Source organism: Rhodococcus sp. p52, from assembly GCF_000763325.2.
GTDB classification, from domain to species: domain Bacteria; phylum Actinomycetota; class Actinomycetes; order Mycobacteriales; family Mycobacteriaceae; genus Rhodococcus; species Rhodococcus pyridinivorans.
This window is the reverse complement of the sequence record NZ_CP016819.1, coordinates 2,245,841-2,269,285: the sequence shown is the minus strand read 5'-3', so window position 1 is coordinate 2,269,285 and position 23,445 is coordinate 2,245,841. Positions and strand designations below refer to the sequence as shown.

Below are 23,445 nucleotides of genomic sequence, written 5' to 3'. Positions count from 1 at the left end.
CTCACTCCTCGTCGTGGGCATCGGCACGCGGACGGCCCGGTCCGCGTATGCGCCCCACCTCGCGCGGCATCCGGCCGGCCTCGGTGAGGGCCCGCCGGAGCAGGAACTCGATCTGGGCGTTGGTGCTGCGCAACTCGTCGGCAGCCCACCGCGCGAGCGCGTCGTGGACTGCCGGGTCGAGGCGCAGCAGCACCTTCTTACGTTCGACCATGCCGCATGATCCCTACTGGTACAGCGATCCCGTGTTGAGGACGGGCTGAGCACTCTGGTCTCCACACAACACGACGAGGAGATTCGAGACCATCGCGGCCTTGCGTTCCTCGTCGAGTTCGACCGTGTGTTCGGCCTCGAGGCGGGCCAGGGCGGTGCCGACCATCGAGACGGCACCTTTGACGATCTGTTCGCGGGCGGCGATGACAGCGCCGGCCTGCTGACGTCGCAGCATCGCCTGGGCGATCTCGGGTGCGTAGGCGAGCTGGTTGATGCGGGTCTCGATGACGCGGATACCGGCGGACTGCACGCGGTCGTGGACCTCGGCCGAGAGCTTGGTGGTGATCTCGTCGGCATTCTGACGCAGCGACATCATTTCCGGCGCAGCGTCGTATGGGTACGAACCGGCGATGTGGCGGACCGCGGCCTCGGTTTGCACGGCGACGAACTCCTCGAAGTCGTCGACGTCGAAGACGGCGCGCGCGGTGTCCTCGACCTGCCACACGATGACCGCCGAGATCTCGATGGGGTTGCCGTCGGCGTCGTTGACCTTGGCTCTGCCCGTCTCGTGGTTGCGGATGCGGGTGGAGATCTTGCGGCGGGGGTTGAGCGGGTTCATCCAGCGCAGACCGGGTTCGCGCAGGGTGCCGGTGTACGAGCTGCCGAGGAGTTGGAGGACACGGGCCTCGTTCGGTTCGACGAGGACGAGTCCGGCGAGCGGCACGAGGGCGAGCACCACGATGACGGCGCCGGCGACGATCAGCGGAACGGTGACATCCACTGCTCCCCAGCCGATCAGACCGGCGCCGACGGCGATTGCGACCAGAGCGGCGATCAGTACCGACCAGCCGTTGGACGAGGCACCCGGCCGCTCGACGGTCACGGGCGACTGCACGACATCCATGTTCCTACCTCCCAGGATCAAAGCGATATTAAAGTGATATCACATTTCTACGGCTGCGGACAGCGTTCCCTCCGCGCACCGGCCGCGATCGCGGCATGATGAAGGACAACGATCCGAGAGGGAGGCTCGCGATGCTCGCCGACGAGGCACTCGATGCGGCCGAGGTACAGACCGCCGATGCGGCGCCGGTCGACATCGTCGTGATCGGCGCCGGGCAGGCCGGCCTGTCGACCGCCTACTTCCTCACCCGCTTCGGAGTCGCACCCGAAACAGGATTCGTCGTCCTCGACCGCTCGTTCGGCCCCGGCGGGGCATGGCAGGACCGCTGGCCATCACTGACACTGAGCACCGTCAACGGCGTCCACGACCTGCCCGGCCTCGCGTTCGCGGACGTCGTCGACACCTCCGCGGGCGAGGTTCCGGCAGCCTCTGCGGTACCGCAGTACTACGCCGCCTACGAGAAGGAGTTCGACCTTCCCGTCCACCGCCCCACCACCGTGCGGGTCGTGTGCGACCGCGGCGAGCGACTGCGCGTCGAGACCGAATCGGCCGTCTACGCGGCACGCGGCATCATCAACGCGACCGGCACCTGGGAGCGCCCCTTCGTCCCCTGGTATCCCGGCGCCGCGCGGTTCACCGGACGGCAGCTGCACACCAAGGACTACCGAACGGCCGAGGAGTTCACCGGGCAGCACGTGCTCGTCGTCGGTGGCGGCATCTCCGCGGTCCAGCTCCTCGACGAGATCTCCCGCGTCACCGAGACCACCTGGGTGACGCGACGCGAACCTGCTTGGAGCGAGGAACCTTTCACGGCCGAGCGCGGTCACGCCGCCGTCGCTCTCGTGGAGGATCGGGTACGACGCGGACTGCCACCCGGATCGGTCGTCTCCGTCACCGCGCTCCCGCTCACCCCGGCGCTTCGGGCCGCGCGCGAACGCGGCGCGCTGGAGCGGTCCCCGATGTTCTCCGAGATCACCGAGACCGGCGTCCGCTGGAGCGACGGCCGGACACTCGACGTCGATGTCATCCTGTGGTGCACCGGATTCCGGAGTTCCCTCGACCATCTCGCACCGCTGTCGTTGCGCAACGCCGGTGGCGGCATCACGATGGACGGCCGGCTCGCGACCCGCGTCGCGAAGGATCCGCGCATCCATCTCGTCGGCTACGGCCCGTCGGCGTCCACGATCGGAGCGAACCGCGCCGGTCGCGCCGCGGCCCGGGAACTGGTCGACCATCTCACCGGCGAGGTGCCGCAGCAGTGAGCGGGCGGGGCGGATCGGTGCTGCTGGTCGCGCTCGCGACCACCGCCAGTCTCGTCGCATCGGCACCGGCCCTGGTCGACGTCGCACTCCCTCCCCCACCGCCGGCGCCGGTCGCTCCTTCCCCGACACCGCTGACCGCCGACGAACTCACCGCGCGCACCCTGCCGGTCGTCGTGACGATCGACGCGAGCGCGGGATGGACGGGCATGACGGGCACCGGGATCGTGATCACCCCGGACGGCACGGTCGTCACGAACCATCATGTGGTGAGCGGAGCCACCGATATCAGCGCGGTGAGCGGCGCGGACGGTCTGATCTACGACGCGGAGGTCCTCGGCTACGACCGCGAGCGCGATCTCGCCGTCCTGCGGCTCGGCACCGCGAGCGATCTCCCGGCCGCCGCGATCGCCGAGGCCCTGCCGCCGGTGGGCAGCCGGGTCACGGCCTTCGGCAATTCCCAGGGCGGTGGGGTCGTCGTGGCGACCCCCGGCACCATCGTCGAGTTCGACCGCAATGTGGTGGTGCGCGACGCCACGGACGGTTCACGTCACCGCCTCACCGGGATGATCCGCACCGATGCCCCGATCCGGCCGGGTGATTCCGGCGGGCCGCTCGTCGACGAGTACGGAACGGTCGTGGGGATCAACACCGCGGGTGCGGTGCAGCGGAACATCGACACCTCGCCCGATACGACCCCCGAGGCGTACGCCGTGCCCATCACCGAGGCGATCACCGTCGTCGAGCAGGTGCGGACGGGAGTGAGCGAAGGGTCGGTGCACGTGGGCCCGACGCCCCGGCTGGGCGCGAGCGTCACCACCGCCCGCAAGGACGGGCAGGATCTCGGGGCCGAGGTGCTGTGGGTGTCCTACGACAGTCCCGCCTATCACGCCGGTCTCGACGCCGGCGACGTCGTGGTGTCGTTCGACGGGGAGCGCGTCTCGTCGACCGGAGAACTCGAGGAACGTCTGCTCCGTCACCGTCCCGGCGACGTCGTGTCGATCGAGTGGACCACCGAGAACGACGAAAGACGCTCCGCAGACATCGTTCTCGAAGTCGGACCCGCACGCTGACGGCGACGCTCACGGAAAAATCGGTTGATCGGTCACCCGGGGGTGTGGGGAACGCTGCTGCAACGGCGGGTGCCCGCGCACTTGCTCGGTCGGGTCTCGAGTCTCGACTTCTTCGTCTCGATCGTGTTCATGCCGCTGTCCATGGCCGTGGCCGGGCCGCTGGCCCTCACGGTCGGGCTCGCGCCGACCTTCGCGATCGCCGGGTTGGTGCCGGCCGTCGCCGCGGTGATCGTGATCGTCGCGGCCCGGACGCGGCGCGACGAGATCGACAATCCACTCGACGCCGTCCCGGTGGGCGACGTTGGGATCGTGCCCGCGGAGTGCGGCGGCTGAGGGGCCGCTCGTGGCCGGTACCGACCCGCGCCGGACCTCGGATTCGTCGCACCCGGGATACTCGGAGCGTGAGCGCAACACTTCGTATCAACGGCCTGTCGGCCTCCCGCGGGGAACGTGTCCTGTTCGACGGACTCGATCTCACCGTCGCACCCGGCGATGTGATCGGCCTCGTGGGGGCCAACGGCGCCGGGAAATCGACGCTGCTCACGACCCTCGCAGGGATCGGTGACGCCGATGTCACCGGCTCGGTGGTCCTCAGCCCGCCCGACGCCACCATCGGCTATCTCGCCCAGGAACCCGAACGGGTGCCGGGCGAGACGATCCTCGGTTTCCTCGCACGTCGCACGGGTGTCGCGGCGGCAGAACACGTCATGAACGCCGCTGCCGAGCGACTCGGCGACTCCGACGAGGACGAGTACACCCCGGCGCTCGAACGGTGGCTGGCGCTCGGCGGGGCCGACCTCGCCGAGCGCGCCGAGAAGGTGATCGACGACCTCGGCCTGGAAGCGGGCCTCGACGCTCCGATGACGGCGCTCTCCGGTGGCCAGGCCGCCCGCGCCGGGCTGGCGGCACTGCTGCTGTCGCGCTACGACGTGCTCCTGCTCGACGAACCGACGAACGACCTGGATCTGGCCGGCCTCGAACGACTCGAACGCTTCGTGGACGAGACACGCACGGCATTGGTGGTCGTCAGCCACGACCGCGAATTCCTCGCGCGCACGGTGACGGGCATCGTCGAACTCGATCCCGTGCAGCAGCAGATCTCGGTCTACGAGGGCGGGTACGAGGCGTATCTCGTCGAGCGCGAGGTGGCGCGCCGACACGCGCGCGAACAGTACGAGGAGTTCGCCGACACCAAGTCGCAGCTCGAGGAACGCGCCCGGATGCAACGCAACTGGCTCGAACACGGCGTCCGCAACGCGCGCCGCAAGTCCAAGGACAACGACAAGATCGGACGCAAGCACCGCGCGGAGGCCACCGAGAAGCAGGCGGCGAAGGCGCGTCAGACGCAGCGGCGCATCGAGCGGCTCGACGTCGTCGAGGAGCCGCGCAAGGAATGGGAACTGCGCATGTGCATCGCCGCCGCCCCACGCAGCGGCACGGTGGTCGCGACCCTCGGCGAGGCCGTCGTCCAGCGGGGCGACTTCGTCCTCGGGCCGATCACCACGCAGGTCGAGTGGGGCGAACGCATCGTCGTCACCGGCCCGAACGGCGCGGGAAAGTCTACGCTGCTCCGGTTGCTGCTCGGCACGATCGAACCGGATACCGGTCGCGCGTCGCTGGGGTCGGGTGTTCTCGTCGGCGAGATCGATCAGGCCCGCAGCCTGTTCGAGGGGGACGAACCGCTGGTCGAGGCGTTCGGGCGCAACGTGCCCGACTGGCCGGACGCCGACGTGCGGACCCTGCTGGCGAAGTTCGCCCTCAAAGGACACCACGTCCTGCGGACGGCGTCGTCGCTGTCGCCGGGCGAACGCACCCGCGCGGGACTCGCACTGCTGCAGGCACGCGGCGTCAATCTGCTGGTGCTCGACGAACCCACCAACCACCTGGATCTGCCGGCGATCGAGCAACTCGAGCAGGCCGTCGACAGTTTCGAGGGAACCCTACTGCTGATCACGCACGATCGCCGCATGCTGGAGACCACACGGACGACACGTCGATGGATGCTCGACGACGGGAAGCTGAGCGAGGAGTTGATGTAGATGGGTGGAAGCGTGCGCGTGGACAGCTGGACGTGGTCGGTCCGGCTGTTCAAGACCCGGTCCGCCGCGGCGAGCGCGTGCCGCGCCGGGCACGTCCGCGTCGACGGTGTGACGGCCAAGCCGTCGACGCCGGTGACGATCGGAGCCGAGGTCCGCGTACGCGCGCACGGAACGGAGAAGATCGTCGAGGTCACCCAGCTCGTGAACAAGCGCGTGGGTGCACCGATCGCCGCGACCGCCTACATCGATCACAGTCCCCCGCCTCCACCGAAGGAGATCCTCGCGGCGCTCCCCCGCCGCGACCGCGGGGCGGGCCGTCCGACGAAGAAGGAACGCCGCGAACTCGACCGTCTCCGCGGTTTCGCCGACGACGACTGACAACACTACGACATATCGATCCATCCTCTCCCATTGACAAAGCGTTGGGTTTTCACAACACTTTGTTCCATGAGTCCGGTGCGTCGTGGGGAAGCTCTCCCCATCTACAACCGCATCCGCGTCCTGCGCGCGGAGCGTGGCATGAGCCGCGCACAACTGGCCGCGCTCATCGATGTGAACCCGCAGACCGTCGGAGCACTCGAACGCGGCGACCACTATCCGAGCCTCGATCTCGCCTTCCGCATCTGCGATGTCTTCGGACTACCGGTCGAAGCCGTCTTCTCCCGTACCGAGTTCACGCCGTTGTCGACCGAGCTGTACAAGCCCCGGAAGGAGGCCTGAGATGACCACAGAATCCCTGCTCGATCGCTACGAGGAGTACCGCACCCGCAGGTTCCTGAAGAACGAGGAGATCACCGGGGGGTGGATGCCGAACTGGCGTCCCCGCCGTCGCCGCCGCATCCTCGCCGTCGCCGTCATGGCGCTGATCGCGCTGATGTTCGTCGCGTCGATCGCGTCGTACTTCACGATGGCGGCGGCGATCGCCTGGCTGCCGGTGACGCTGGTGTTCCTGCCCACCTGGACGTGTCTGCAGATCGTGTCGGGAAGGCAGTCCGATGCACCCCGTCGCGCCCTCGATGAACGCGAGATCGCCGAGCGCAACAGCGCCCGCTCGATCGGCCTGTCCGTGGCGCAGGGCCTGCTGATGATCCCGATCTTCGCGTTGCTGTGGAGCCCGGCGATCGACTCGATCGACCATCGGGCACTCGCCTATTCCGCAGGCGGATTCGCTCTCGCCTCGATCCTGTTCAGCGGTTGCCTGCCCGCCGTTCTGCTCGCCTGGACCCGCCCCGACGACGATCCGGAGGACCTGCTGTGACACTGACGATCGACAATCTCTCGAAGCGCTACGGCGACACGGTCGCCCTCGACGGCGTGAGTTTCGAAGTCCGCCCCGGCGAATTGTTCGGTTTCGTCGGCAGCAACGGCGCCGGCAAGACCACCACCATGCGGATCACCCTCGGCGTCCTGGCCGCCGACTCCGGCGAGGTCCGCATCGACGGGAAGCCGGTCGACCTCGAGATGCGCCGCAACATCGGGTACATGCCCGAGGAACGCGTCCTGTATCCGAAGATGAAGGTCGGCAAGCAACTGTCCTATCTCGCTCGGCTGCACGGCCTTTCGAAGTCGGAGGCGTCGGAGGCGGTGCAACGGTGGACCGAACGGCTCGGCATCGCCGAACGTCTCGGCGACACCGTCGACGCCCTGTCGCTCGGCAACCAGCAGCGCGTGCAGCTCGCCGCGGCTCTCGTGCACGACCCGAAGGTCCTCGTCCTCGACGAGCCGTTCTCCGGCCTCGACCCGGTAGCCGTCGACGTCATGAGCGACGTCCTGCTCGAGAAGGCGAAAGATGGCGTGCCGGTGGTGTTCTCGAGCCACCAGCTCGACCTCGTCCAGCGCCTGTGCGACCGCGTGGGCATCATCGGCGCAGGTCGGATGCGCGCCGTGGGCACCGTCGACGACCTGCGGTCCAAGGGCGACGCGCTCCTCGTCGTCCACGCGCCGCAGGCACCCCGAGGCTGGGCACACGGTCTGCCGGGCGTCACGCACGCCGAGTACGAGGACGAGCGCACCGTGCTCACCATCACCCCCGGCGCCGACGACCAGCTGATCCTCAAGGCGGCCCTGGCCACCGGCCCGGTCCACGAGTTCTCGCTCCGACGCCCATCCCTGACCGAGCTGTTCCGAGAGGTGGTTTCCGCATGAGCGCCCCGTTGAGCAACGCCCGCGCGGTCGGTCTCGTCGCGTCGCGCGAGTTCGTCACGCAGGTTCAGAAGAAGAGCTTCCTGATCAGCAACGCGATCATCCTCGTCGCGATCGTCGTCGGTATCGTCGCCACCTCGATCCTGTCCGGCGGCGACGACGACCGGCCCACCGTCGGAGTCGTGGGGGCGCCCGCGCTGCAGACGACGATCGAGTCGCTCGGCGAGACCGTCGGCACTCCGCTCGAGGTCTCCGACGTTCCCGACGCCGCCACCGCCCGCGAGCAGGTGTCCTCCGGCGATCTCGACGTCGCGCTCGTCCCCGGCGACGGCGCATCCGTCACAGCGATCACCGAATCGGAACTCGACACCGACGTCCGCGCGGTCGTCGAGGCCGCTGTCGTGCAGCAGGCCCAGGTCGCCGCGCTGACCGACCGCGGCGTCGATCCCGCCGCGGTCGCGGCCGACGTCTCCGCGGCGACCGTGACCGTCGACGCCATCGACCCGCCGGACCCCGAACAGGGACAACGCATCATCCTCTCGATCATCGCGGTGATCCTGCTGTACATGCAGATCCTGATGTTCGGCATGTACGTCGCGATGGGTGTCGTCGAGGAGAAGTCCTCGCGTGTCGTCGAACTGCTGCTGTCCACGCTGCGTCCCCTGCAACTGCTGTGGGGCAAAATCCTCGGCATCGGCGCGGTCGGGCTCCTGCAACTCACCGCCTACGGCGCGGTCGGTGTCGGCACGGCGCTCGCCACCGACACCCTCACGATCACCGGCACCGCCCTCGGCGTGCTCGCCGGCACCCTCGGCTGGTTCGTCCTCGGCTTCGCGTTCTTCGCCGTCCTCTACGCGGCGGCGGGGTCGATGGTGTCGCGGCAGGAGGACGTCAATTCCACCTCGGGTCCGCTGGTGATGCTGATTCTCGCGATGTTCTTCGCGGCGTTCTCGTCGGTCGACGACCCCGAGGCCGGATGGAGCACCACGCTGAGCTGGATCCCGCCGTTCTCCGCGATCCTCATGCCGCTGCGCATCGCGGCGGGCGTGGCCACGCCGGTGCAGATCGTCGGCACCATCGTGCTGATGGTCGCCGCGATCGCGATGCTCAGTGTGATCGCCGCGCGCATCTACCAGCGGTCGATCCTGCGCATCGGCCGGACGGTCACGTGGAAGGAAGCGCTCGGCCGATAGCCGATCCCACAACGAGGGGGAGGATATATGCGGTGTGTCGCAAGAACACGCACATGTCCTCCCCCTCGTTCGCGCCGGTATAGGTTGACCGCGACGGACGAGGACAGGTGGAGGCGACGTGGCCGGTAGCAGGATCTCGGCGCAGGAGTTCATCGACAAGGTGCTCGACCCGGGAAGCTTCGTCTCCTGGGACGTTCCGCCGATCGATGTCGGGGCCGGCGAGAAGTACCTCGCCGATCTGGACAGGGCCGCCGAGAAGTCCGGGGTCGACGAATCCGTGCTCACCGGTTCGGGCACCGTCCACGGCCGCCGGGTCGCTCTGATCGTGTGCGAATTCTCTTTCCTCGCAGGCTCGATCGGTGTCGCCGCCGCCGAACGCATCGTCACCGCCGTCGAACGCGCGACCGCCGAGGGACTGCCCCTGCTCGCGTCGCCCACCTCGGGTGGCACCCGCATGCAGGAGGGCACCCTCGCCTTCGTGCAGATGGTGAAGATCGCCGCCGCCGTCGCTGCGCACAAGGCCGCACATCTCGGTTATCTCGTGTACCTGCGCAATCCGACGACGGGCGGGGTGTTCGCGTCGTGGGGGTCGCTCGGGCACGTCACTGCCGCCGAACCGGGCGCGCTCGTCGGGTTCCTCGGTCCGCGCGTCTACAAGGCGCTCTACCAGGAGAACTTCCCCGAGGACGTCCAGACCGCGGAGAACCTGTACCGCAAGGGCGTGATCGACGGGGTCGTGCCCCTCGGCGGTGTGCGTCAGGTCGTGCACCGGCTGCTGCGCGTACTCGTCGAGGGCAACCGGCCCGAGGTGACGTCGAGTCCGGCGATCACCACCGTCGACGACGTGCCCGACATCCCGGCCTGGCATTCGGTAATGCTCAGCCGACGGCCCGAACGGCCCGGTATCCGGCAGTTGCTGCGTCACGCCGCCTCCGCGCAGGTCCCCCTGTCCGGGACCGGTGAGGGCGAATCCGATCGCACCGTCCTGCTCTCCCTCGCCCGGTTCCGCGGCGTGTCGTGTGTGATGTTCGGCCAGGACCGTGCGGGACAGTCACCCGAACGCACGATGGGGCCGGGAGCACTGCGCGAGGCCCGCCGCGCGATGCGTCTCGCCGACGAACTGCGCCTGCCGCTCGTGCTCGTCATCGACACCCTCGGCGCGTCGCTGTCGAAGGAGGCAGAGGAACGCGGGCTCGCACCCGAGATCGCCCGCTGCCTGGCCGATCTCGTCACTCTGCCCACCCCGACGGTGTCGGTGCTGCTCGGTCAGGGAACCGGAGGCGGCGCGCTCGCCCTGCTGCCCGCCGACCGCGTGTTGTGCGCGCAGCACGGCTGGCTCGCCCCGCTCCCGCCCGAAGGCGCGAGTGCGATCGTGCACCGCGACACCACCCACGCACCGGCCATGGCGCAGGATCAGGGGATCCGCTCCCGCGACCTGCTGCGCAACGGTGTCGTCGACGCGATCGTCCCCGAGCACCCCGATGCCACCGAGGAACCCGTCTCGTTCGTCAAGCGGGTCGGTGCTGCGGTCGCCCGCGAACTCGCGATCCTCACCGACGAGCCCGCGGAGGACCGCTACCGGCGACGGATCGAGCGGTACCGCAAGCTCGGCGTGCACTCCTGACCCGGCGCGATCCGGATCAGCTCGAACCCGCCACCGCCCCGCCGGCCGCGACGGCGGCCATCATGGCCGCGTTGACGGATGCGACGGCGTCGCGCACCGCCTCGGCCGCCCACTCGCCCTGCGCGATCTCCTTCGCTCGTTTCTTCACTGCCCGCTTGTCGGCGTCCGGGAACACCTTCGGCGCCGCATCCGCCGCCGACAGCAGCGCGATCAGCGCCGTGGTGCGCGGCTCCGGGGTCAGGCCGTCGATCAACGCCGCGCGGATCAGGTCGCGGACGCGCTGCTCGTGGGTGGAATCGATCGCGGGCCACTTCTTCGTCGGGAACACGCCGAGGATCCTCCCGCGCTCCTCCGAGACCCAGCCCTGCTCGACGACCCGCGCGAGAAGCTTCTCCTGCAGGTCCTTCTGCAGTTTCTCGATGGCCGACGTCGGCTTCAGCGGCCTGCCCGAGCCGAGACGCTCGACTGCCTCGGCAAGGATCGGATCGGCGGGTCGTGCCTCGGTGCGTATCGCGATCCGCCCCTTCTTCACCTGCTCCCCCTCGGTGTCGACCGCCACCACGTCGTCGAGGGCGAGTTCGAGGAGCACCGCACCCGCGAGAACGCGGGGCAGTTTCACTCCGTCGACGAGAGGCTTTCCCGATTCGTCGTCCAGAAGCAGGAGCAGCAGGTCTTCCGCGATCGAGGTCATGCGGCTCAGGGTAGGCACTTCGTCCGTTCGTCGCCTGGTCGTGTCCGTCCGACGCAGACCTGCAGCCACCCCCTTGCAGGTCACATAGAGTGGTTCGGGCCACAACCGCCGTCGAGGAAGGACACGAACGATGGGCTCGTACGAGGAGGCGTTCCGTCGGAGCACCGAGGATCCGGAGGGATTCTGGCTCGAGGCCGCCCGCGCGGTCGAGTGGGAGAGCGCGCCGACGCGAGCTCTCGACGACTCGGCGGCACCGTCGTACAAGTGGTTCCCGGACGGCACCCTGAACACCAGCGTCAACGCACTCGACCGGCACGTGGACGCCGGCAACGGCGACCGCCCGGCCCTGATCTGGGATTCGGCGATGGTTCCGGCCAAGCGCACCTACACCTACGCCGAACTGCTCGACGAGGTCGCGAAGTTCGCCGGTGTGCTGCGCGACCAGGGTGTCGCCGCCGGCGACCGCGTCATCGTCTACATGCCGATGATCCCCGAGGCCGCCATCGCGATGCTCGCCTGCGCCCGCATCGGGGCAGTGCACTCGGTGGTGTTCGGCGGGTTCGCCGCGAAGGAACTCGCGACCCGCATCGACGACGCCACGCCGGTCGTGCTCGTCACCGCCTCCGGTGGTCTCGACCCCGGCCGCACCGTCGAGTACCTGCCGATCGTCGAGCAGGCGATCGGCCTGTCGCCGACCCCGCCGCACACCGTGATCGTGAAGAACCGCGAGCAGATCCCCGGATCGGCGGCCGACTACCAGACGTCCTCGGCGGCGTGGTTCGACTGGGACGAGCTGTGCGCCGACGCGTCCCCTGCGGAGCCCGTGACGGTCGCGGCGACCGACCCGCTCTACATCCTCTACACCTCCGGCACCACCGGGAAGCCCAAGGGCGTGGTCCGCGACAACGGTGGGCACGCCGTGGCCCTGACGTGGTCGATGCGCAACATCTACGACATCGATCCGGGCGACGTGTGGTGGACCGCGTCCGATGTGGGCTGGGTGGTCGGCCACTCCTACATCGTCTACGGCCCGCTGCTGGTCGGAGCAACGACGGTGATGTACGAGGGCAAGCCCGTCGGCACCCCCGATGCGGGTGCGTTCTGGCGGATCATCGCCGAGAACGGCGTCAAGGCACTGTTCACCGCTCCCACGGCGATTCGCGCTGTGCGCAAGGCGGATCCGAACGCCGAGGAACTGAGGAAGTACCCCATCGACTCGCTGCAGACGCTCTTCGCCGCCGGTGAGCGCCTCGACCCCGACACCTACCACTGGGCGACGAAGGTGCTCGACCGCCCGGTGGTCGACCACTGGTGGCAGACCGAGACGGGCTGGGCGATCGCGGCGAATCTGCGCGGGCTCGAGGCGATGCCGCTCAAGGCCGGCTCCCCCACTGTCCCCGTGCCGGGCTACCGGGTCGAGATCGTCGACGGAGAGGGCAAGCCCGTCGATCCGAACACCGAGGGCAACATCGTCATCCGCCTGCCGTTGCCGCCGGGCACACTGGCCGGCCTGTGGCAGGACGACGACCGGTACCGCCGGTCGTACCTCGACACCTTCCCTGGTTACTACCTCACCGGCGACTCGGGCTATGTCGACGAGGACGGCTACGTCTTCGTCCTCGGCCGGTCCGACGACGTGATCAACGTTGCCGGGCACCGGCTCTCGACCGGCAGCATGGAGGCCGTGGTGGCCTCGCATCCCGCTGTCGCCGAATGCGCCGTGGTGGGCATCCGCGACGAATTGAAGGGCCAGCGCCCCTCGGGTTACGTGGTGCTCAAGGCCGGTGTGGAGATCGAGCCCGAGACCCTGCGTCAGGAACTCGTCACGATGGTCCGCGACCAGATCGGTGCGGTCGCGACCTTCCGCGACGTGACCGTGGTCCAGGCCCTGCCGAAGACGCGCTCCGGCAAGATCCTCCGCAAGACCATGCGGCAGATTGCCGACCACGAGGAGTACACCGTGCCGTCGACGATCGAGGACCCGGCCGTGCTCGACGCGCTGAAGGAACAGCTCGGCGGCTGACGGCACGCCCCGCTGAGCCTGCACACAGCAGCGGACGGATACTCGGTGCAGAACACGAGTATCCGTCCGCTCGAGTACGCCTACGTCACTTCTTCCGTCTGCGCCTCACGACCATCAGCACGAGCACGGCCGCGATGACCCCGCCGGCCACCGCGATCAGATCGGGCCGGTTGCGGACTTCCTGGGCCCGTTCGGCCGCGGACTGCTTGACCCGGGTGGGCACGTCGAGTCTGTCGGTGAGTTCGCCGACGGTCGCGGCGAGTTCGGCCCGTTGACGTTCGATGTCGGCCACCTCGTCCGGACGACCACCGTTGTCGGATGCGGTCACTTCGTTGCTCCCTTCGCGGCGTCGATGTCGGCGCGGACACTGGCGACCGTGCGTTCCGGCACGGGCGGTGCGGCGTTCTTCGCCTTCGAGGCACCGACCGCGGCGAGGATGCCACCGACCGCGAGCACCACGAGCGCGACGATGAGGGCCGCGAGCCACGGTTCGACGGCGGTGGCGAGGCCGAGCACGGCCGTCGCGATCAGGGTCGCCAGACCGAGGAACAACAGGATCGCTCCCGCACCCGAGATCCCCACGCCCACACCGATGCGGGTGCCTTTGGACTTGACTTCCTCGAGCGCGTGCGAGACCTCGGTCCGCACCAGGGTCGAGACCTGTTCGGTGAGCCGCTCGGTGAGTTCGACAGTGGACAGGTTCTTCGGTTGTTCGGCTACGGGGCGCGCATTGCCGGGTGTCGTCATCGCGGATTCCTTTCCGTCGTGGGCCCGGTAGGGCCCACGGGGTCGGCCGCCTCTCCGGAGGAGCCGTCGGCGCTGTGGGCTTCGCGCAGCTTCCGCCCGTGCTCGACGAGTTCCTCCAGCTTGGCGGCGTTCTTCTCGCTCGCGCGCGAATCACGTTCGGGCAGTTGCAATGTCTTCTCGGCAGGCATACCGGCCTGCAGCTGGCGGCCACGTTCCATCTCGGCGTCGAACTCGGCACCGAACAACAAGGCCAGATTGGTGATCCACAACCACAACAGGAAGATCACCGCACCGGCGAGTGAGCCGTAGGTCTTGTTGTAGCTGCCGAAATTCGAGACGTAGAAGGCGAATGCCACCGAAGCCACGATCCACACGACGATCGCGATGAGCGATCCGAGGCTGACCCAGCGGAACTTCGGCTGGGACACGTTGGGCGTCGCGTAGTACAGCACCGCGACGATCATGACCACCAGCGCAAGCATCACGGGCCACTTGACGATGTTCCACACCGTCACGGCGGTGTCGCCGAGGCCGATGACGTCGCCGATCGTGCGTGCGACCGGGCCGCTGATCACGAGCATCAGGGCGGTCGTCCCGGCGGCCACCAGGGCCACAGCGGTGATCAGCAGCATCAGCGGACGCAGCTTCCAGACGGGCCGGCCCTCTTCGATCTCGTAGATCCGGTTCATGGCGCGGCCGAAGGCGCCGACATATCCCGAGGCCGACCACAGCGCGCCGAGAATACCGACGATCAGGGCGAATCCGGCTGTCGGTGCGGACACGAGCTGTTCGATCGGTCCTCGCAGGGTGTCGACGGCGGAGGACGGGCCGAGGTCCTCGACCATGCCGAGCACGGTGTCGACCGTCGTCTGTCCCTGGCCGAACACGCCGAGCAACGAGACCACGACGAGCAGCGCAGGGAACAGCGACAGGACGGCGTAGTACGTCAGTGCGGCTGCGAGATCGGTGCACTGGTCCCGACTGAACTCCCGAATCGTCCTGCGCAGCACATATTTCCACGACGGCGTGGACAGATCGGTCGGTGAGTCGGGTTTGCGCGGGTCATCGGGGGCGAGGGTGGCACCCGACGATCCATCACCTCTGTGCTCGGCGTCCATACTGCGGCGGGGACCCCACCTCGCACACCGACCAAACTCACAGCCGCACCGCGGCCGAACCACCGCCGCATCGGTGTGACGGCCGTACGATTCCGCTCATGGCCGGCACCCCACTCGAAGGATCCGCCGACGGTTTCGCGGGCATCGCCTCGCAGCTCGACTACCCGATGTTCATCGTCACCGCATTCGACGGCGAGGAACGCAGCGGTTGCCTGATCGGTTTCGCGACCCAGTCCGCGATCGATCCGGCCCGCTTCCTGGTGGCGCTGTCGAACAAGAACCGGACCTACCGGGTGGCGTCGAAGGCGAAGCACCTCGCCGTGCACGTCCTGACCCCGGCAGACCGCGAACTGGCAGCGCTGTTCGGCGAGCACACCGGCGACGACATCGACAAGTTCGACCGCTGCTCGTGGCACGAGGGACCCCACGCATTACCCGTGCTGGACGGCCCGCGCGCGTGGTTCGTCGGCCGGATCCTCGAGACCTTCACGACCGGCGACCACGGCGGTTTCCTCCTCGAACCCGAACGCGGTGAGCTCCGTGGCGACCTGGACCGCCTCATGACCTTCAAGTCCGTGGGTGATCTCGACGCCGGGCACGGCGCGTGACGTGCATCCGGCGGGCGGGAGTGGTCTGATCGGCGTCATGCGACGACTCGACGGCACCGATGCGACGCAGCACGTGGACGACACGGCGCTGCGCGCTCTCTACGCCTATCCCGACGACCTGTCCCGGCCGTGGATGCGGATCAATTTCGTGTCCTCCCTCGACGGAGCCGTGGCGGTCGAGGGACGATCGGGCGCCCTCGGCTCGCCCGCCGACAAGAAGGGCTTCGGGCTGCTGCGCGAACTCGCCGATGTGATCCTCGTGGGCGCAGGCACCGTGCGGGCCGAGAACTACGGCGGCGCGAGGACCAGCGAGGCCCTGCGCGTGCGCCGCGAGGAGGCCGGACTCGCTCCGATACCGCCGGTCGCGGTGGTGACCGCCTCGTGCGACCTGCCGCCCGACCTGCGTCTGTTCACCGACACGACGATCCCGCCCGTGGTCTTCACGACCGCACGGGCCCCCGAGACCGCCCGGCGCGCGGTGGAGGCCGCCGGAGGCGACGTCCGCGTCATCGCCGACGCAGTGATCGACGGCCCCTCCCTGCTCGCGGCGATCGGCGAGGCGGGATGGCTCCGGGTGCTGTGCGAGGGCGGACCGAATCTGTTCGGCCGCATGATCGAGGACGGCGTCGTCGACGAGCTGTGCCTGACCTGGGCTCCGGTCCTGGCCGCCGGCAGCGCCGCGCGTATCGCGCATTCGCCGACGGCCGCTCTGACACCCCTGCAACGTGCGCACCTGGTGTGCGACGACGACGGCACCCTGCTCACCCGCTGGGTGCGACCCGATGCTCTGGAAGGAGATACGCATGGCCGATGACGACGTGGTGGAGGGGACGGACACCTCCGACGAGTTGATCGAGCAGCTGGCACAGCTCGCCTCCGACAAGGAGCTGACGCTCGGCTGCGCGGAGTCGCTCACCGCGGGCACGCTCGCAGCCCGCCTGGGTGCCGCGAAGGGCAGCTCCGACTGGTTCCGCGGCGGCATCGTCGCGTACTCGCGCGAGGTCAAGTACGGCCTGCTCGAGGTTCCGGAGGGCCCCGTCGTGTCCGAGAGCGCGGCCCGCACGATGGCGGAGAGCACCTCCCGCCTCCTGGGCGCGGACATCGTCGTCGCCGTGAGCGGAGCCGGTGGGCCCGACCCGCAGGACGGCCGCCCGCCGGGCACGGTGTGCTTCGCGACGACCGGTCCGGACGGCACCCGCAGCGAGGAGCAGCGCTTCGACGGTGATCCCCAGGACGTGCTCGCGAGGACGGTGCGTCACGCCCTGTCGTTGCTCGTCGAGCGCGCATCCGCCTGAAAATCGGATGCGATCTTCCACCCGCGGGGCCTAACGTGACGAACATGCGCGTCGTCTTCACGAAGGGTCCCGGGATCGGGTACGAGATCGCGGTGCACCGCGACATCGGTCCGGAGCTCGCTCCGCGCAACGGCCCGGGCGGTCACCCCTATCTCCCCCACGACCTCGTGCACCTGCTGGTCGAGAACGAGGCGGGGATCGAACTCGGGGTCTTCGGGCAGTTGGCCGCGGGCGACAACGGCATGTTCTGGCCCGTCGACAATGCGGAGCGGACCAGAGCGGGTCGGCGTCGGCGCTCGAAGAAGCATGCGATGCCGCCGCGCGCGGAGGCCGACATGATCAGGTCGGAGACACCGGCGCGCATCGCCGTTCCCGTCTGGGAGGCGCGACGCGGCCTGGCGTCGGGCCTTCCGGCATATGTGTCCGCGCACGATATCACCCCGGTGGTCGACCGGATCGTCGACACCTTCGACGACTACGCCGACCGGTGGCATGCGCTACCGGTCGGCGGGTCGGTGACGGTCATCTGGAAGGTGTCGTTACAGAACCGACGGTGACACGTCGAGGGTCGTGCGGTCGAGGCTTGCGAGCAGATCGAACTGCGGACCGGTCTTGGGCAGTTCGAAACGGAAGAAATACCGTGCGGCGGCGCGCTTCCCGTCGAAGAAGTCGCCCTCGCGGTCGCCCACCGCGAGAAGCTGCTCGAGCCACATCCACGCCACCACCACGTGCCCGACGGCTTCGAGGTAGACCGACGAGTTGGCCAGGGCCACAGCGGGATCGCCGGTGGACCACAGCGTCGCGGTCGTCTCCGCGACGCGCGCCACGGCCGCGCCCAACTGCTGGGCGTAGGCGGCGGCGTCGCCCCCGGCCTGCGTCGCCCGCGCGATCGTCTCGCCCACCGCTTCGCCGAGCAGCGCGAGAGCGGCACCGCCCTGCATGATCACCTTGCGGCCGAGTAGGTCGAGGCCCTGGATGCCGTGCGTGCCTTCGTGAATGGGGTTGAGTCGGTTGTCGCGGTAGAACTGCTCGACGTCGAACTCGCGGGTGTAGCCGTAGCCGCCGAGCACCTGGATCGCGAGGCTGTTGGCTTCGAGGCACCACTGCGACGGCCAGGACTTCGCGATGGGCGTGAGCAGGTCCAGCAGCAGACCGGCGCGGGTGCGCTCGTCGTCGCTCTCGGCGGTGCGCTGCACGTCGACGAGCTTCGAGCAGTACAACCCCAGCGCGAGAGCGCCTTCGACATAGGACTTCTGCGCCAACAACATTCGTCGCACATCGGCGTGTTCGACGAGCGGCACCTGCGGCGAGGCCGGATCCTTGGCGCCGAGCGGCCGGCCCTGCGTGCGGGTACGGGCGTAGTCGAGCGACTGCAGGTACCCGGCGTAGCCGAGGGAGGTGGCGAGGAAGCCGACGCCGATCCGGGCCTCGTTCATCATGTGGAACATGTACGACAGGCCCTCGTGCGGCTCACCGAGCAGGTAGCCGACCGCACCGGCCTCGCCGCCGGGGGTGTGGACGCCCTCGCCGAAGTTGAGCAGAGTGTTGGTGGTACCGCGGTTGCCCATCTTGTGGTTGAGGCCGACGAGCGCGACGTCGTTGCGTTCGCCGAGCGTGCCGTCGGCCTCGACGAGGAATTTCGGGACGATGAACAGCGAGATGCCCTTCACCCCGTCCGGCCCGCCGGGGATCTTGGCGAGGACGAGGTGGACGATGTTCTCGGTGAGTTCGTGGTCGCCGCCGGAGATCCACATCTTGGTGCCGGTCAGCCGGTAGGTGCCGTCGGCGACGGGCACGGCCCTGGTGGTGATGTCGGCGAGCGACGAACCGGCCTGCGGTTCGGACAGGCACATGGTGCCGAAGAAGCGGCCCTCGAGCATCGGCGGCACGAACATCTCGATCTGCTCGTCGCTGCCGTGGGTGACCAGCAGGTTCGCGTTGGCTGCGGTGAGGAAGGGATACGCCGAGGTGCCGGCGTTCGCGGCCTGGAACCACGCCATCGAGGCACGTTGCACGGCGACCGGCAGTTGCATGCCGCCGTGCTCCTCGTCGAACCCGCCGGCGAGTAGTCCCGCCTTGCAGAACAGGTCGAGCGCGTCCTTGACCTCGGGGATGATCTCGACGCGACCGTCCTCGCCGATGCGAGGCTCCTGAGCGTCGCCCTTCTTGTTGTGGGTAGCGAAGTGCTTGGTGGCGATGTCGGCGCTCAGGTCGAGTACGGCGTCGAAGGTCTCCCGTGAATGCTCGGCGAAGCGGTCGCGAGCGGTGAGGGACTCGATGTCGAGCCAGTCGTACAGGAGGAAGTCCAGGTCGCGGCGGGACAGGACTGGAGAAGGCATCGAGGATCCTTTCGGGCGACTCGGATATCGGCCGTAGCAGGAGCGAACTCAGCAGAACGAACTCAGCAGAACGAACTAAGCGCTCACTCAGTAGACCAACGACGGTGCATGATGTCAACGACGCCTTCTCCGCGACCCGCAGGACGGACCCCGTGACCGACACACCCGAGCAGACCCCCGAGGCCTCTCTTGTCGCAGCGCTCCCGAGCGGTGGATCCGAGGTCGCGCGCCGGCTGGTCGCCTCCGCGGTGGAGTCCTTCGCACGCCGCGGCTACCACGCGACCACCACCCGAGACATCTCCGTCGGCGCAGGATTGAGCCCCGCAGCGCTCTATGTGCACTTCCCGTCCAAGGAGGCCGTGCTCTTCGAGGCCGGCCGCAACGGGCACCTCCACGTCCTCGAGGAGGTCGAGAGCGCCGCCACGAGTTCCACCGACCCGATCGAGCGGATCCGCGCCATCGTCGACCGTTTCGTGCGGATCCACGCCGTGCACCACACCACCTGCCGGGTCGCGCAGTACGAACTGCATGCGCTCTCGGAGGAGCACTACCGCGAGATCGCGGAGATCCGCAGGCGCACCGACGCGGTGGTCCGTGAGGTCATCTCCTCGGGGGTCGACATCGGCGCGTTCCGGGTCGGCGACGTGCCCACCGCAGCACTGGCGATCCTGTCGCTGGGGATCGACGTCGCCCGCTGGTACCGGCCCGGCCGCGTGGACGTCGACGATCTGGCCCGCAACTACGTCGGCCTCGCATTGTCGATGCTCGGGGCGCCCCGTAACTGAACGAAGACGAGGCCCGCAACCCCGGTGGTCTCACCGGTGTTGCGGGCCTCGGATGTCGTTGCGGGTCCGGCTATCCGACGCCGAGCAGATCGATTACGAAGACCAGCGTCTTGCCTCCGAGCGGATGCCCGGAACCGGCCGGTCCGTACGCGAGCTGCGGGGGCACCGTGAGCTTGCGGCGTCCACCGACGCGCATGCCCGGAATGCCTTCCTGCCAGCCCGGGATCAGTCGTCCGAGCGGGAAGCGGACGGAGTCGCCGCGAGCGAACGACGAGTCGAACACATCGTTGGTGTCGTACTCCACGCCGTGGTAGTGCACGTCGACCACGCCGCCGGGCTGCGCTTCGTCGCCGTCACCGATGGTGATGTCCTCGATGACGAGATCGGCGGGCGCCGGGCCGGTCGCCGGCTCGACCGTCGGAACCTCCGGCGGCACCTGCACGGCGAGCAGGTCGATGATGAACACGAGCGTCTTGCCCGACAGGCGGTGGCCCGACCCGGCGGGACCGTAGGCGAGCTCCGGCGGGATGGTCAGCTGGCGACGGCCGCCGACCTTCATACCCGGGATGCCCTCCTGCCAGCCGGCGATCAGACCGGACAGCGGGAAGGTGATGGACTCACCACGGCTCCACGACGAGTCGAACTCTTCACCGGTATCGAACTCGACCCCGACGTAGTGGACTTCGACCTTCGATCCGGGCTCCGCTTCGGCACCTTCGCCGACCACCAGGTCCTTGATGACCAACTGGGTGGGGGCGGGACCCTCCTGGAACTCGATTTCAGGCTTTGTCATGCGTGTCTCCTCGTCGGGATTCGGTCGATCTTTCCGGTCGCTCCGAGGGTTCAGCGCTCCTCGAGGGACGTGTACGGGCGCTCGGTGTAACCGGTGTAGATCTGACGCGGACGGCCGATCTTCAGGGTCGGGTCCGAGTGCATCTCACGCCAGTGCGCGATCCAGCCGGGCAGGCGACCCAGGGCGAACAGCACGGTGAACATGCGGTCCGGGAAGCCCATCGCACGGTAGATCAGGCCCGTGTAGAAGTCGACGTTCGGGTACAGCTTGCGCTCGATGAAGTAGTCGTCCGTGAGGGCGGCCTCTTCGAGCTTCATGGCGATCTCGAGCAGTTCGTCGCCCGCACCGAGCTTCTTGAGGATGCGGTCGGCGGTCTTCTTGACGATCGCGGCCCGCGGGTCGTAGTTGCGGTAGACGCGGTGCCCGAAGCCCATGAGCTTCACGCCGTCTTCCTTGTTCTTGACCTTGCGGACGAAGTCCTTGACGTCGCCGTCGGACTTGTGGATGCCGTCGAGCATCTCGAGCACGGCCTGGTTGGCGCCGCCGTGCAGCGGGCCCCACAGTGCGTTGATGCCGCCCGAGATGGACGTGAAGAGATTCGCGTCCGAGGAACCGACGAGGCGCACCGTCGACGTCGAGCAGTTCTGCTCGTGATCGGCGTGCAGGATGAGCAGCATGTCGAGCGCCTGAGCGATCTCGGGATCGATCTCGTAGGGCTCGGCCGGGAAGCCGAAGGTCATGCGCAGGAAGTTCTCGACCAGCGACAGCGAGTTGTCGGGGTAGAGGAAGGGCTGACCGACCGACTTCTTGTAGGCGTAGGCCGCGATGGTCGGCAGCTTGGCGAGCAGACGGATCGTCGACAGCTCGACCTGCTCGGAGTCGTCCGGATCGAGGGAGTCGGGGTAGTACGCCGACAGGGCGTTGACCGCGCTCGACACGACGGGCATCGGGTGCGCGTTGCGCGGGAAGCCGTCGAAGAACCGCTTGAGATCCTCGTGCAGGAGGGTGTGGCGGCGGATCTTGTCGGTGAAGACCTCGAGCTGCTCCGCAGTCGGCAGCTCACCGTAGATCAGCAGGTAGCTGACCTCGATGAACGTCGACTTCTCGGCGAGCTGCTCGATCGGGTATCCGCGGTACCGCAGAATGCCCTTCTCGCCGTCGATGTACGTGATCGCCGACTTCGTGGAGGCGGTGTTGACGAAACCCGGGTCGAGGGTGGTGTACCCGGTCGCCGCGAGGAGCTTGCCCAGCTCGATACCGTCATTGCCTTCCGTCGCCTTGGCGATCGACATCGTGTGTTCGCCACCGGGGTAGCTGAGGGTGGGGTTGGTGTCATTCTCAGCGGGCACGAAGGATCCCTCTCAAGCTCAGACCTACGAGAAACTTCCGGACATTCACGTAGAACCTAGCCGTAGCGCGGGGTATGCGCTGCGGCAGGGTCCGCCGAAAGTCCCCGATCGGTATGTCGTCCATGTGGGTTCCGAACGCTCGCCCGCCCCCTCCGCGACTGCGCCGCAAGGCCGGCACACGCCGATAACCTGCGGCAATACTACCCGGGTCTCACCAAGGTCGTTACGCGGGGATCTGCGCGTATCCGGCGCCCCACGCCGGACACTGTACTCACGGCACAGCGAAGAGTGCGTCGACCAGCACGGCGGTGGTCTCCGCGACGGGCGCGCCCTCGAGGGGTGCGTCGGGGTCGCCGGTGGTCGAGTCCGACAGGATCGCCAGCAGCAGCGGTTGCCCGTCCGGCGACCACACCACCCCGGCGTCGTTCACCGTCCCGTGATTGCCCCCGCCCGTCTTGTCCGCCGACGTCCATCCCGGCGGCAATCCCCCGCGGATCCGGGTGTCCGAGGTGGTGGTGGCGCGCATCCAGCCGAGCAGTGTCCGCTGTTGCGGCGCGGGCAACCCCGCGCCGAGGAGCACCTCCCGGAAGCCGCGAGCGAGTCCGGCAGCGGTGGTGGTGTCGCGCTCGTCGCCCCGTGCCGCCTCGTTGAGTTCGGGTTCCCAGCGGTCGAGCCGGGTGGTCTCGTCCCTGACGGAACGGGCGAAGGCGGTGACGGCCCCGGGTCCGCCGATCCGTTGGAGCATCAGGTTTCCGGCAGTGTTGTCGCTGCGGGTGAGCGCGGCCTCGCACAGCCGGTCGATCGGCAGTACGCGCCCCTGATGTTCCGAGGTCACCGGCGAATTGACGACGATGTCCTCCGGGTCGATCGGGAGGGTCTCGTCGAGACGGAGGGATCCTTCCGCCTCGAGTCGCAGGATCGCGGCGGCGGCGTAAACCTTGAACGGAGAACAGATCGCGAACCGTTCGTCGGCCCGATAGGTGTGGACGCGCCCGGTCACCGGCGACTGCGCGACCACACCGAGCCGCACGGCGTAGCGGTCCTTGATCTCCCGGAGACGCTCGTCGACACCGGCGGCGAGCAGATGTGTGCCGGGTACCGAATCGGCCGTCGTCGACGGCCCCCTGGCGATCGGACCGTCCGGCGACCCGCAGGCCGCCGCCGCGGCGACGGAGGACAGGGCGAGGGCGAAATGGAGAAAACCCCTGCGCGACAATCCTTTCCGGAGCAGTGAATCGGTGGAAGCCATGCCG

The 23,445-nt window shown here is 68.5% G+C and carries 25 protein-coding genes and 2 pseudogenes; 16 read left to right on the top strand and 11 right to left on the bottom strand.

What is annotated here, in order from left to right:
- Position 1: 1 nt before the first annotated feature.
- Together IM25_RS10590 and IM25_RS10585 are read right to left on the bottom strand one after the other, a co-directional pair.
- Positions 2–211 carry a hypothetical protein gene (locus tag IM25_RS10590; RefSeq protein WP_006551624.1) on the bottom strand — a complete coding sequence of 70 codons (210 nt, stop codon included), beginning with the start codon at positions 209–211 and terminating at the stop codon, positions 2–4.
- A gap of 12 nt (positions 212–223) precedes the next feature.
- The gene (locus tag IM25_RS10585; protein ID WP_065996025.1) at positions 224–1,114 is read right to left on the bottom strand and encodes an SPFH domain-containing protein; all 891 of its coding nucleotides are present in this window, start codon (positions 1,112–1,114) and stop codon (positions 224–226) included.
- Between the two features lie 131 nt (positions 1,115–1,245).
- Between IM25_RS10585 and IM25_RS10580 the strand changes: the two genes are divergently transcribed.
- The 10 genes and pseudogenes from IM25_RS10580 (at position 1,246) to IM25_RS10535 (ending at position 10,444) form a co-directional block, all read left to right on the top strand.
- A complete protein-coding gene (locus tag IM25_RS10580) occupies positions 1,246–2,376 on the top strand; it encodes an NAD(P)-binding domain-containing protein (protein ID WP_006551626.1) in 1,131 nt (376 codons plus the stop codon).
- Positions 2,373–3,446 carry a S1C family serine protease gene (locus tag IM25_RS10575; protein WP_065996024.1) on the top strand — a complete coding sequence of 358 codons (1,074 nt, stop codon included), beginning with the start codon at positions 2,373–2,375 and terminating at the stop codon, positions 3,444–3,446. The genes IM25_RS10580 and IM25_RS10575 overlap by 4 nt, the downstream gene beginning before the upstream one ends.
- Positions 3,447–3,488: 42 nt before the next feature.
- Positions 3,489–3,779, top strand: a pseudogene (locus IM25_RS10570) (MFS transporter); the annotation flags it as partial.
- Between the two features lie 68 nt (positions 3,780–3,847).
- Complete coding sequence (locus IM25_RS10565; protein ID WP_019289905.1) at positions 3,848–5,485, top strand: ABC-F family ATP-binding cassette domain-containing protein; 1,638 nt, start codon at positions 3,848–3,850, stop codon at positions 5,483–5,485.
- Positions 5,486–5,863, top strand: coding sequence for an RNA-binding S4 domain-containing protein (locus IM25_RS10560; RefSeq protein ID WP_006551630.1), 378 nt, complete (start codon positions 5,486–5,488; stop codon positions 5,861–5,863). It abuts the gene before it with no gap.
- A gap of 69 nt (positions 5,864–5,932) precedes the next feature.
- Positions 5,933–6,205, top strand: coding sequence for a helix-turn-helix transcriptional regulator (locus IM25_RS10555; RefSeq protein WP_033096769.1), 273 nt, complete (start codon positions 5,933–5,935; stop codon positions 6,203–6,205).
- Position 6,206: 1 nt separating this feature from the next.
- The gene (locus IM25_RS10550) at positions 6,207–6,743 is read left to right on the top strand and encodes a hypothetical protein (protein ID WP_065996023.1); all 537 of its coding nucleotides are present in this window, start codon (positions 6,207–6,209) and stop codon (positions 6,741–6,743) included.
- On the top strand, positions 6,740–7,630 hold the full coding sequence (locus IM25_RS10545) for an ABC transporter ATP-binding protein (protein ID WP_065996022.1): 891 nt from the start codon (positions 6,740–6,742) through the stop codon (positions 7,628–7,630). Before IM25_RS10550 ends, IM25_RS10545 begins: the two co-directional genes overlap by 4 nt.
- Positions 7,627–8,820, top strand: coding sequence for an ABC transporter permease (locus tag IM25_RS10540; protein ID WP_033096772.1), 1,194 nt, complete (start codon positions 7,627–7,629; stop codon positions 8,818–8,820). The genes IM25_RS10545 and IM25_RS10540 overlap by 4 nt, the downstream gene beginning before the upstream one ends.
- A gap of 118 nt (positions 8,821–8,938) precedes the next feature.
- Positions 8,939–10,444, top strand: coding sequence for a carboxyl transferase domain-containing protein (locus tag IM25_RS10535; RefSeq protein WP_033096773.1), 1,506 nt, complete (start codon positions 8,939–8,941; stop codon positions 10,442–10,444).
- Positions 10,445–10,460: 16 nt separating this feature from the next.
- Here IM25_RS10535 and IM25_RS10530 read toward each other — a convergent pair whose 3' ends face one another.
- Positions 10,461–11,135, bottom strand: a complete 675-nt coding sequence (locus IM25_RS10530) for a GOLPH3/VPS74 family protein (RefSeq protein ID WP_033096774.1) — start codon at positions 11,133–11,135, stop codon at positions 10,461–10,463.
- A 130-nt stretch (positions 11,136–11,265) separates the two neighbouring features.
- On the opposite strand from IM25_RS10530, the gene IM25_RS10525 reads away from it, so the two are divergent.
- Entirely contained in the window at positions 11,266–13,158 is a 1,893-nt protein-coding gene (locus IM25_RS10525; RefSeq protein ID WP_065996021.1) for a propionyl-CoA synthetase, read from the top strand.
- An 85-nt stretch (positions 13,159–13,243) separates the two neighbouring features.
- Here the strand turns inward: IM25_RS10525 and IM25_RS10520 are convergent, their stop codons facing one another.
- Genes IM25_RS10520 through IM25_RS10510 form a run of 3 tightly spaced genes read right to left on the bottom strand, consistent with a single transcriptional unit; the run spans position 13,244 to position 15,023 of the window.
- The gene (locus IM25_RS10520; RefSeq protein ID WP_019289912.1) at positions 13,244–13,486 is read right to left on the bottom strand and encodes a DUF3618 domain-containing protein; all 243 of its coding nucleotides are present in this window, start codon (positions 13,484–13,486) and stop codon (positions 13,244–13,246) included.
- Entirely contained in the window at positions 13,483–13,905 is a 423-nt protein-coding gene (locus IM25_RS10515) for a phage holin family protein (protein ID WP_006551639.1), read from the bottom strand. Before IM25_RS10515 ends, IM25_RS10520 begins: the two co-directional genes overlap by 4 nt.
- On the bottom strand, positions 13,902–15,023 hold the full coding sequence (locus tag IM25_RS10510; protein ID WP_024103103.1) for a YihY/virulence factor BrkB family protein: 1,122 nt from the start codon (positions 15,021–15,023) through the stop codon (positions 13,902–13,904). The genes IM25_RS10515 and IM25_RS10510 overlap by 4 nt, the downstream gene beginning before the upstream one ends.
- 98 nt (positions 15,024–15,121) lie before the next feature.
- On the opposite strand from IM25_RS10510, the gene IM25_RS10505 reads away from it, so the two are divergent.
- Genes IM25_RS10505 through IM25_RS10490 form a run of 4 tightly spaced genes read left to right on the top strand, consistent with a single transcriptional unit; the run spans position 15,122 to position 17,483 of the window.
- On the top strand, positions 15,122–15,631 hold the full coding sequence (locus IM25_RS10505; RefSeq protein WP_006551641.1) for a flavin reductase family protein: 510 nt from the start codon (positions 15,122–15,124) through the stop codon (positions 15,629–15,631).
- 37 nt (positions 15,632–15,668) lie between these two features.
- Positions 15,669–16,445 (top strand): pyrimidine reductase family protein, encoded by a 777-nt coding sequence (locus IM25_RS10500; RefSeq protein ID WP_198162576.1) that lies wholly within the window; start codon positions 15,669–15,671, stop codon positions 16,443–16,445.
- Complete coding sequence (locus IM25_RS10495) at positions 16,435–16,926, top strand: CinA family protein (protein WP_006551643.1); 492 nt, start codon at positions 16,435–16,437, stop codon at positions 16,924–16,926. Before IM25_RS10500 ends, IM25_RS10495 begins: the two co-directional genes overlap by 11 nt.
- A gap of 44 nt (positions 16,927–16,970) precedes the next feature.
- A complete protein-coding gene (locus IM25_RS10490; RefSeq protein WP_033096951.1) occupies positions 16,971–17,483 on the top strand; it encodes a hypothetical protein in 513 nt (170 codons plus the stop codon).
- On the opposite strand, the gene IM25_RS10485 is transcribed toward IM25_RS10490, so the two are convergent.
- Positions 17,466–19,265: an acyl-CoA dehydrogenase gene (locus IM25_RS10485; protein WP_033096776.1), complete on the bottom strand. Its 1,800-nt coding sequence runs from the start codon at positions 19,263–19,265 to the stop codon at positions 17,466–17,468. The genes IM25_RS10490 and IM25_RS10485 overlap by 18 nt on opposite strands.
- Before the next feature lie 104 nt (positions 19,266–19,369).
- On the opposite strand from IM25_RS10485, the gene IM25_RS10480 reads away from it, so the two are divergent.
- A complete protein-coding gene (locus tag IM25_RS10480; protein WP_052039992.1) occupies positions 19,370–20,050 on the top strand; it encodes a TetR/AcrR family transcriptional regulator in 681 nt (226 codons plus the stop codon).
- A 70-nt stretch (positions 20,051–20,120) separates the two neighbouring features.
- Here the strand turns inward: IM25_RS10480 and IM25_RS26785 are convergent, their stop codons facing one another.
- The 4 genes and pseudogenes from IM25_RS26785 to bla form a co-directional block, all read right to left on the bottom strand.
- Positions 20,121–20,486: an FKBP-type peptidyl-prolyl cis-trans isomerase gene (locus IM25_RS26785; protein ID WP_039958015.1), complete on the bottom strand. Its 366-nt coding sequence runs from the start codon at positions 20,484–20,486 to the stop codon at positions 20,121–20,123.
- Positions 20,487–20,492: 6 nt separating this feature from the next.
- Positions 20,493–20,843: pseudogene (locus tag IM25_RS26780) on the bottom strand (FKBP-type peptidyl-prolyl cis-trans isomerase); the annotation flags it as partial.
- Between the two features lie 50 nt (positions 20,844–20,893).
- Positions 20,894–22,192, bottom strand: coding sequence for a citrate synthase (locus IM25_RS10470; protein ID WP_006551650.1), 1,299 nt, complete (start codon positions 22,190–22,192; stop codon positions 20,894–20,896).
- 271 nt (positions 22,193–22,463) lie between these two features.
- Positions 22,464–23,441, bottom strand: a complete 978-nt coding sequence (gene bla, locus IM25_RS10465) for a class A beta-lactamase (RefSeq protein WP_232333438.1) — start codon at positions 23,439–23,441, stop codon at positions 22,464–22,466.
- Positions 23,442–23,445 lie beyond the last annotated feature (4 nt).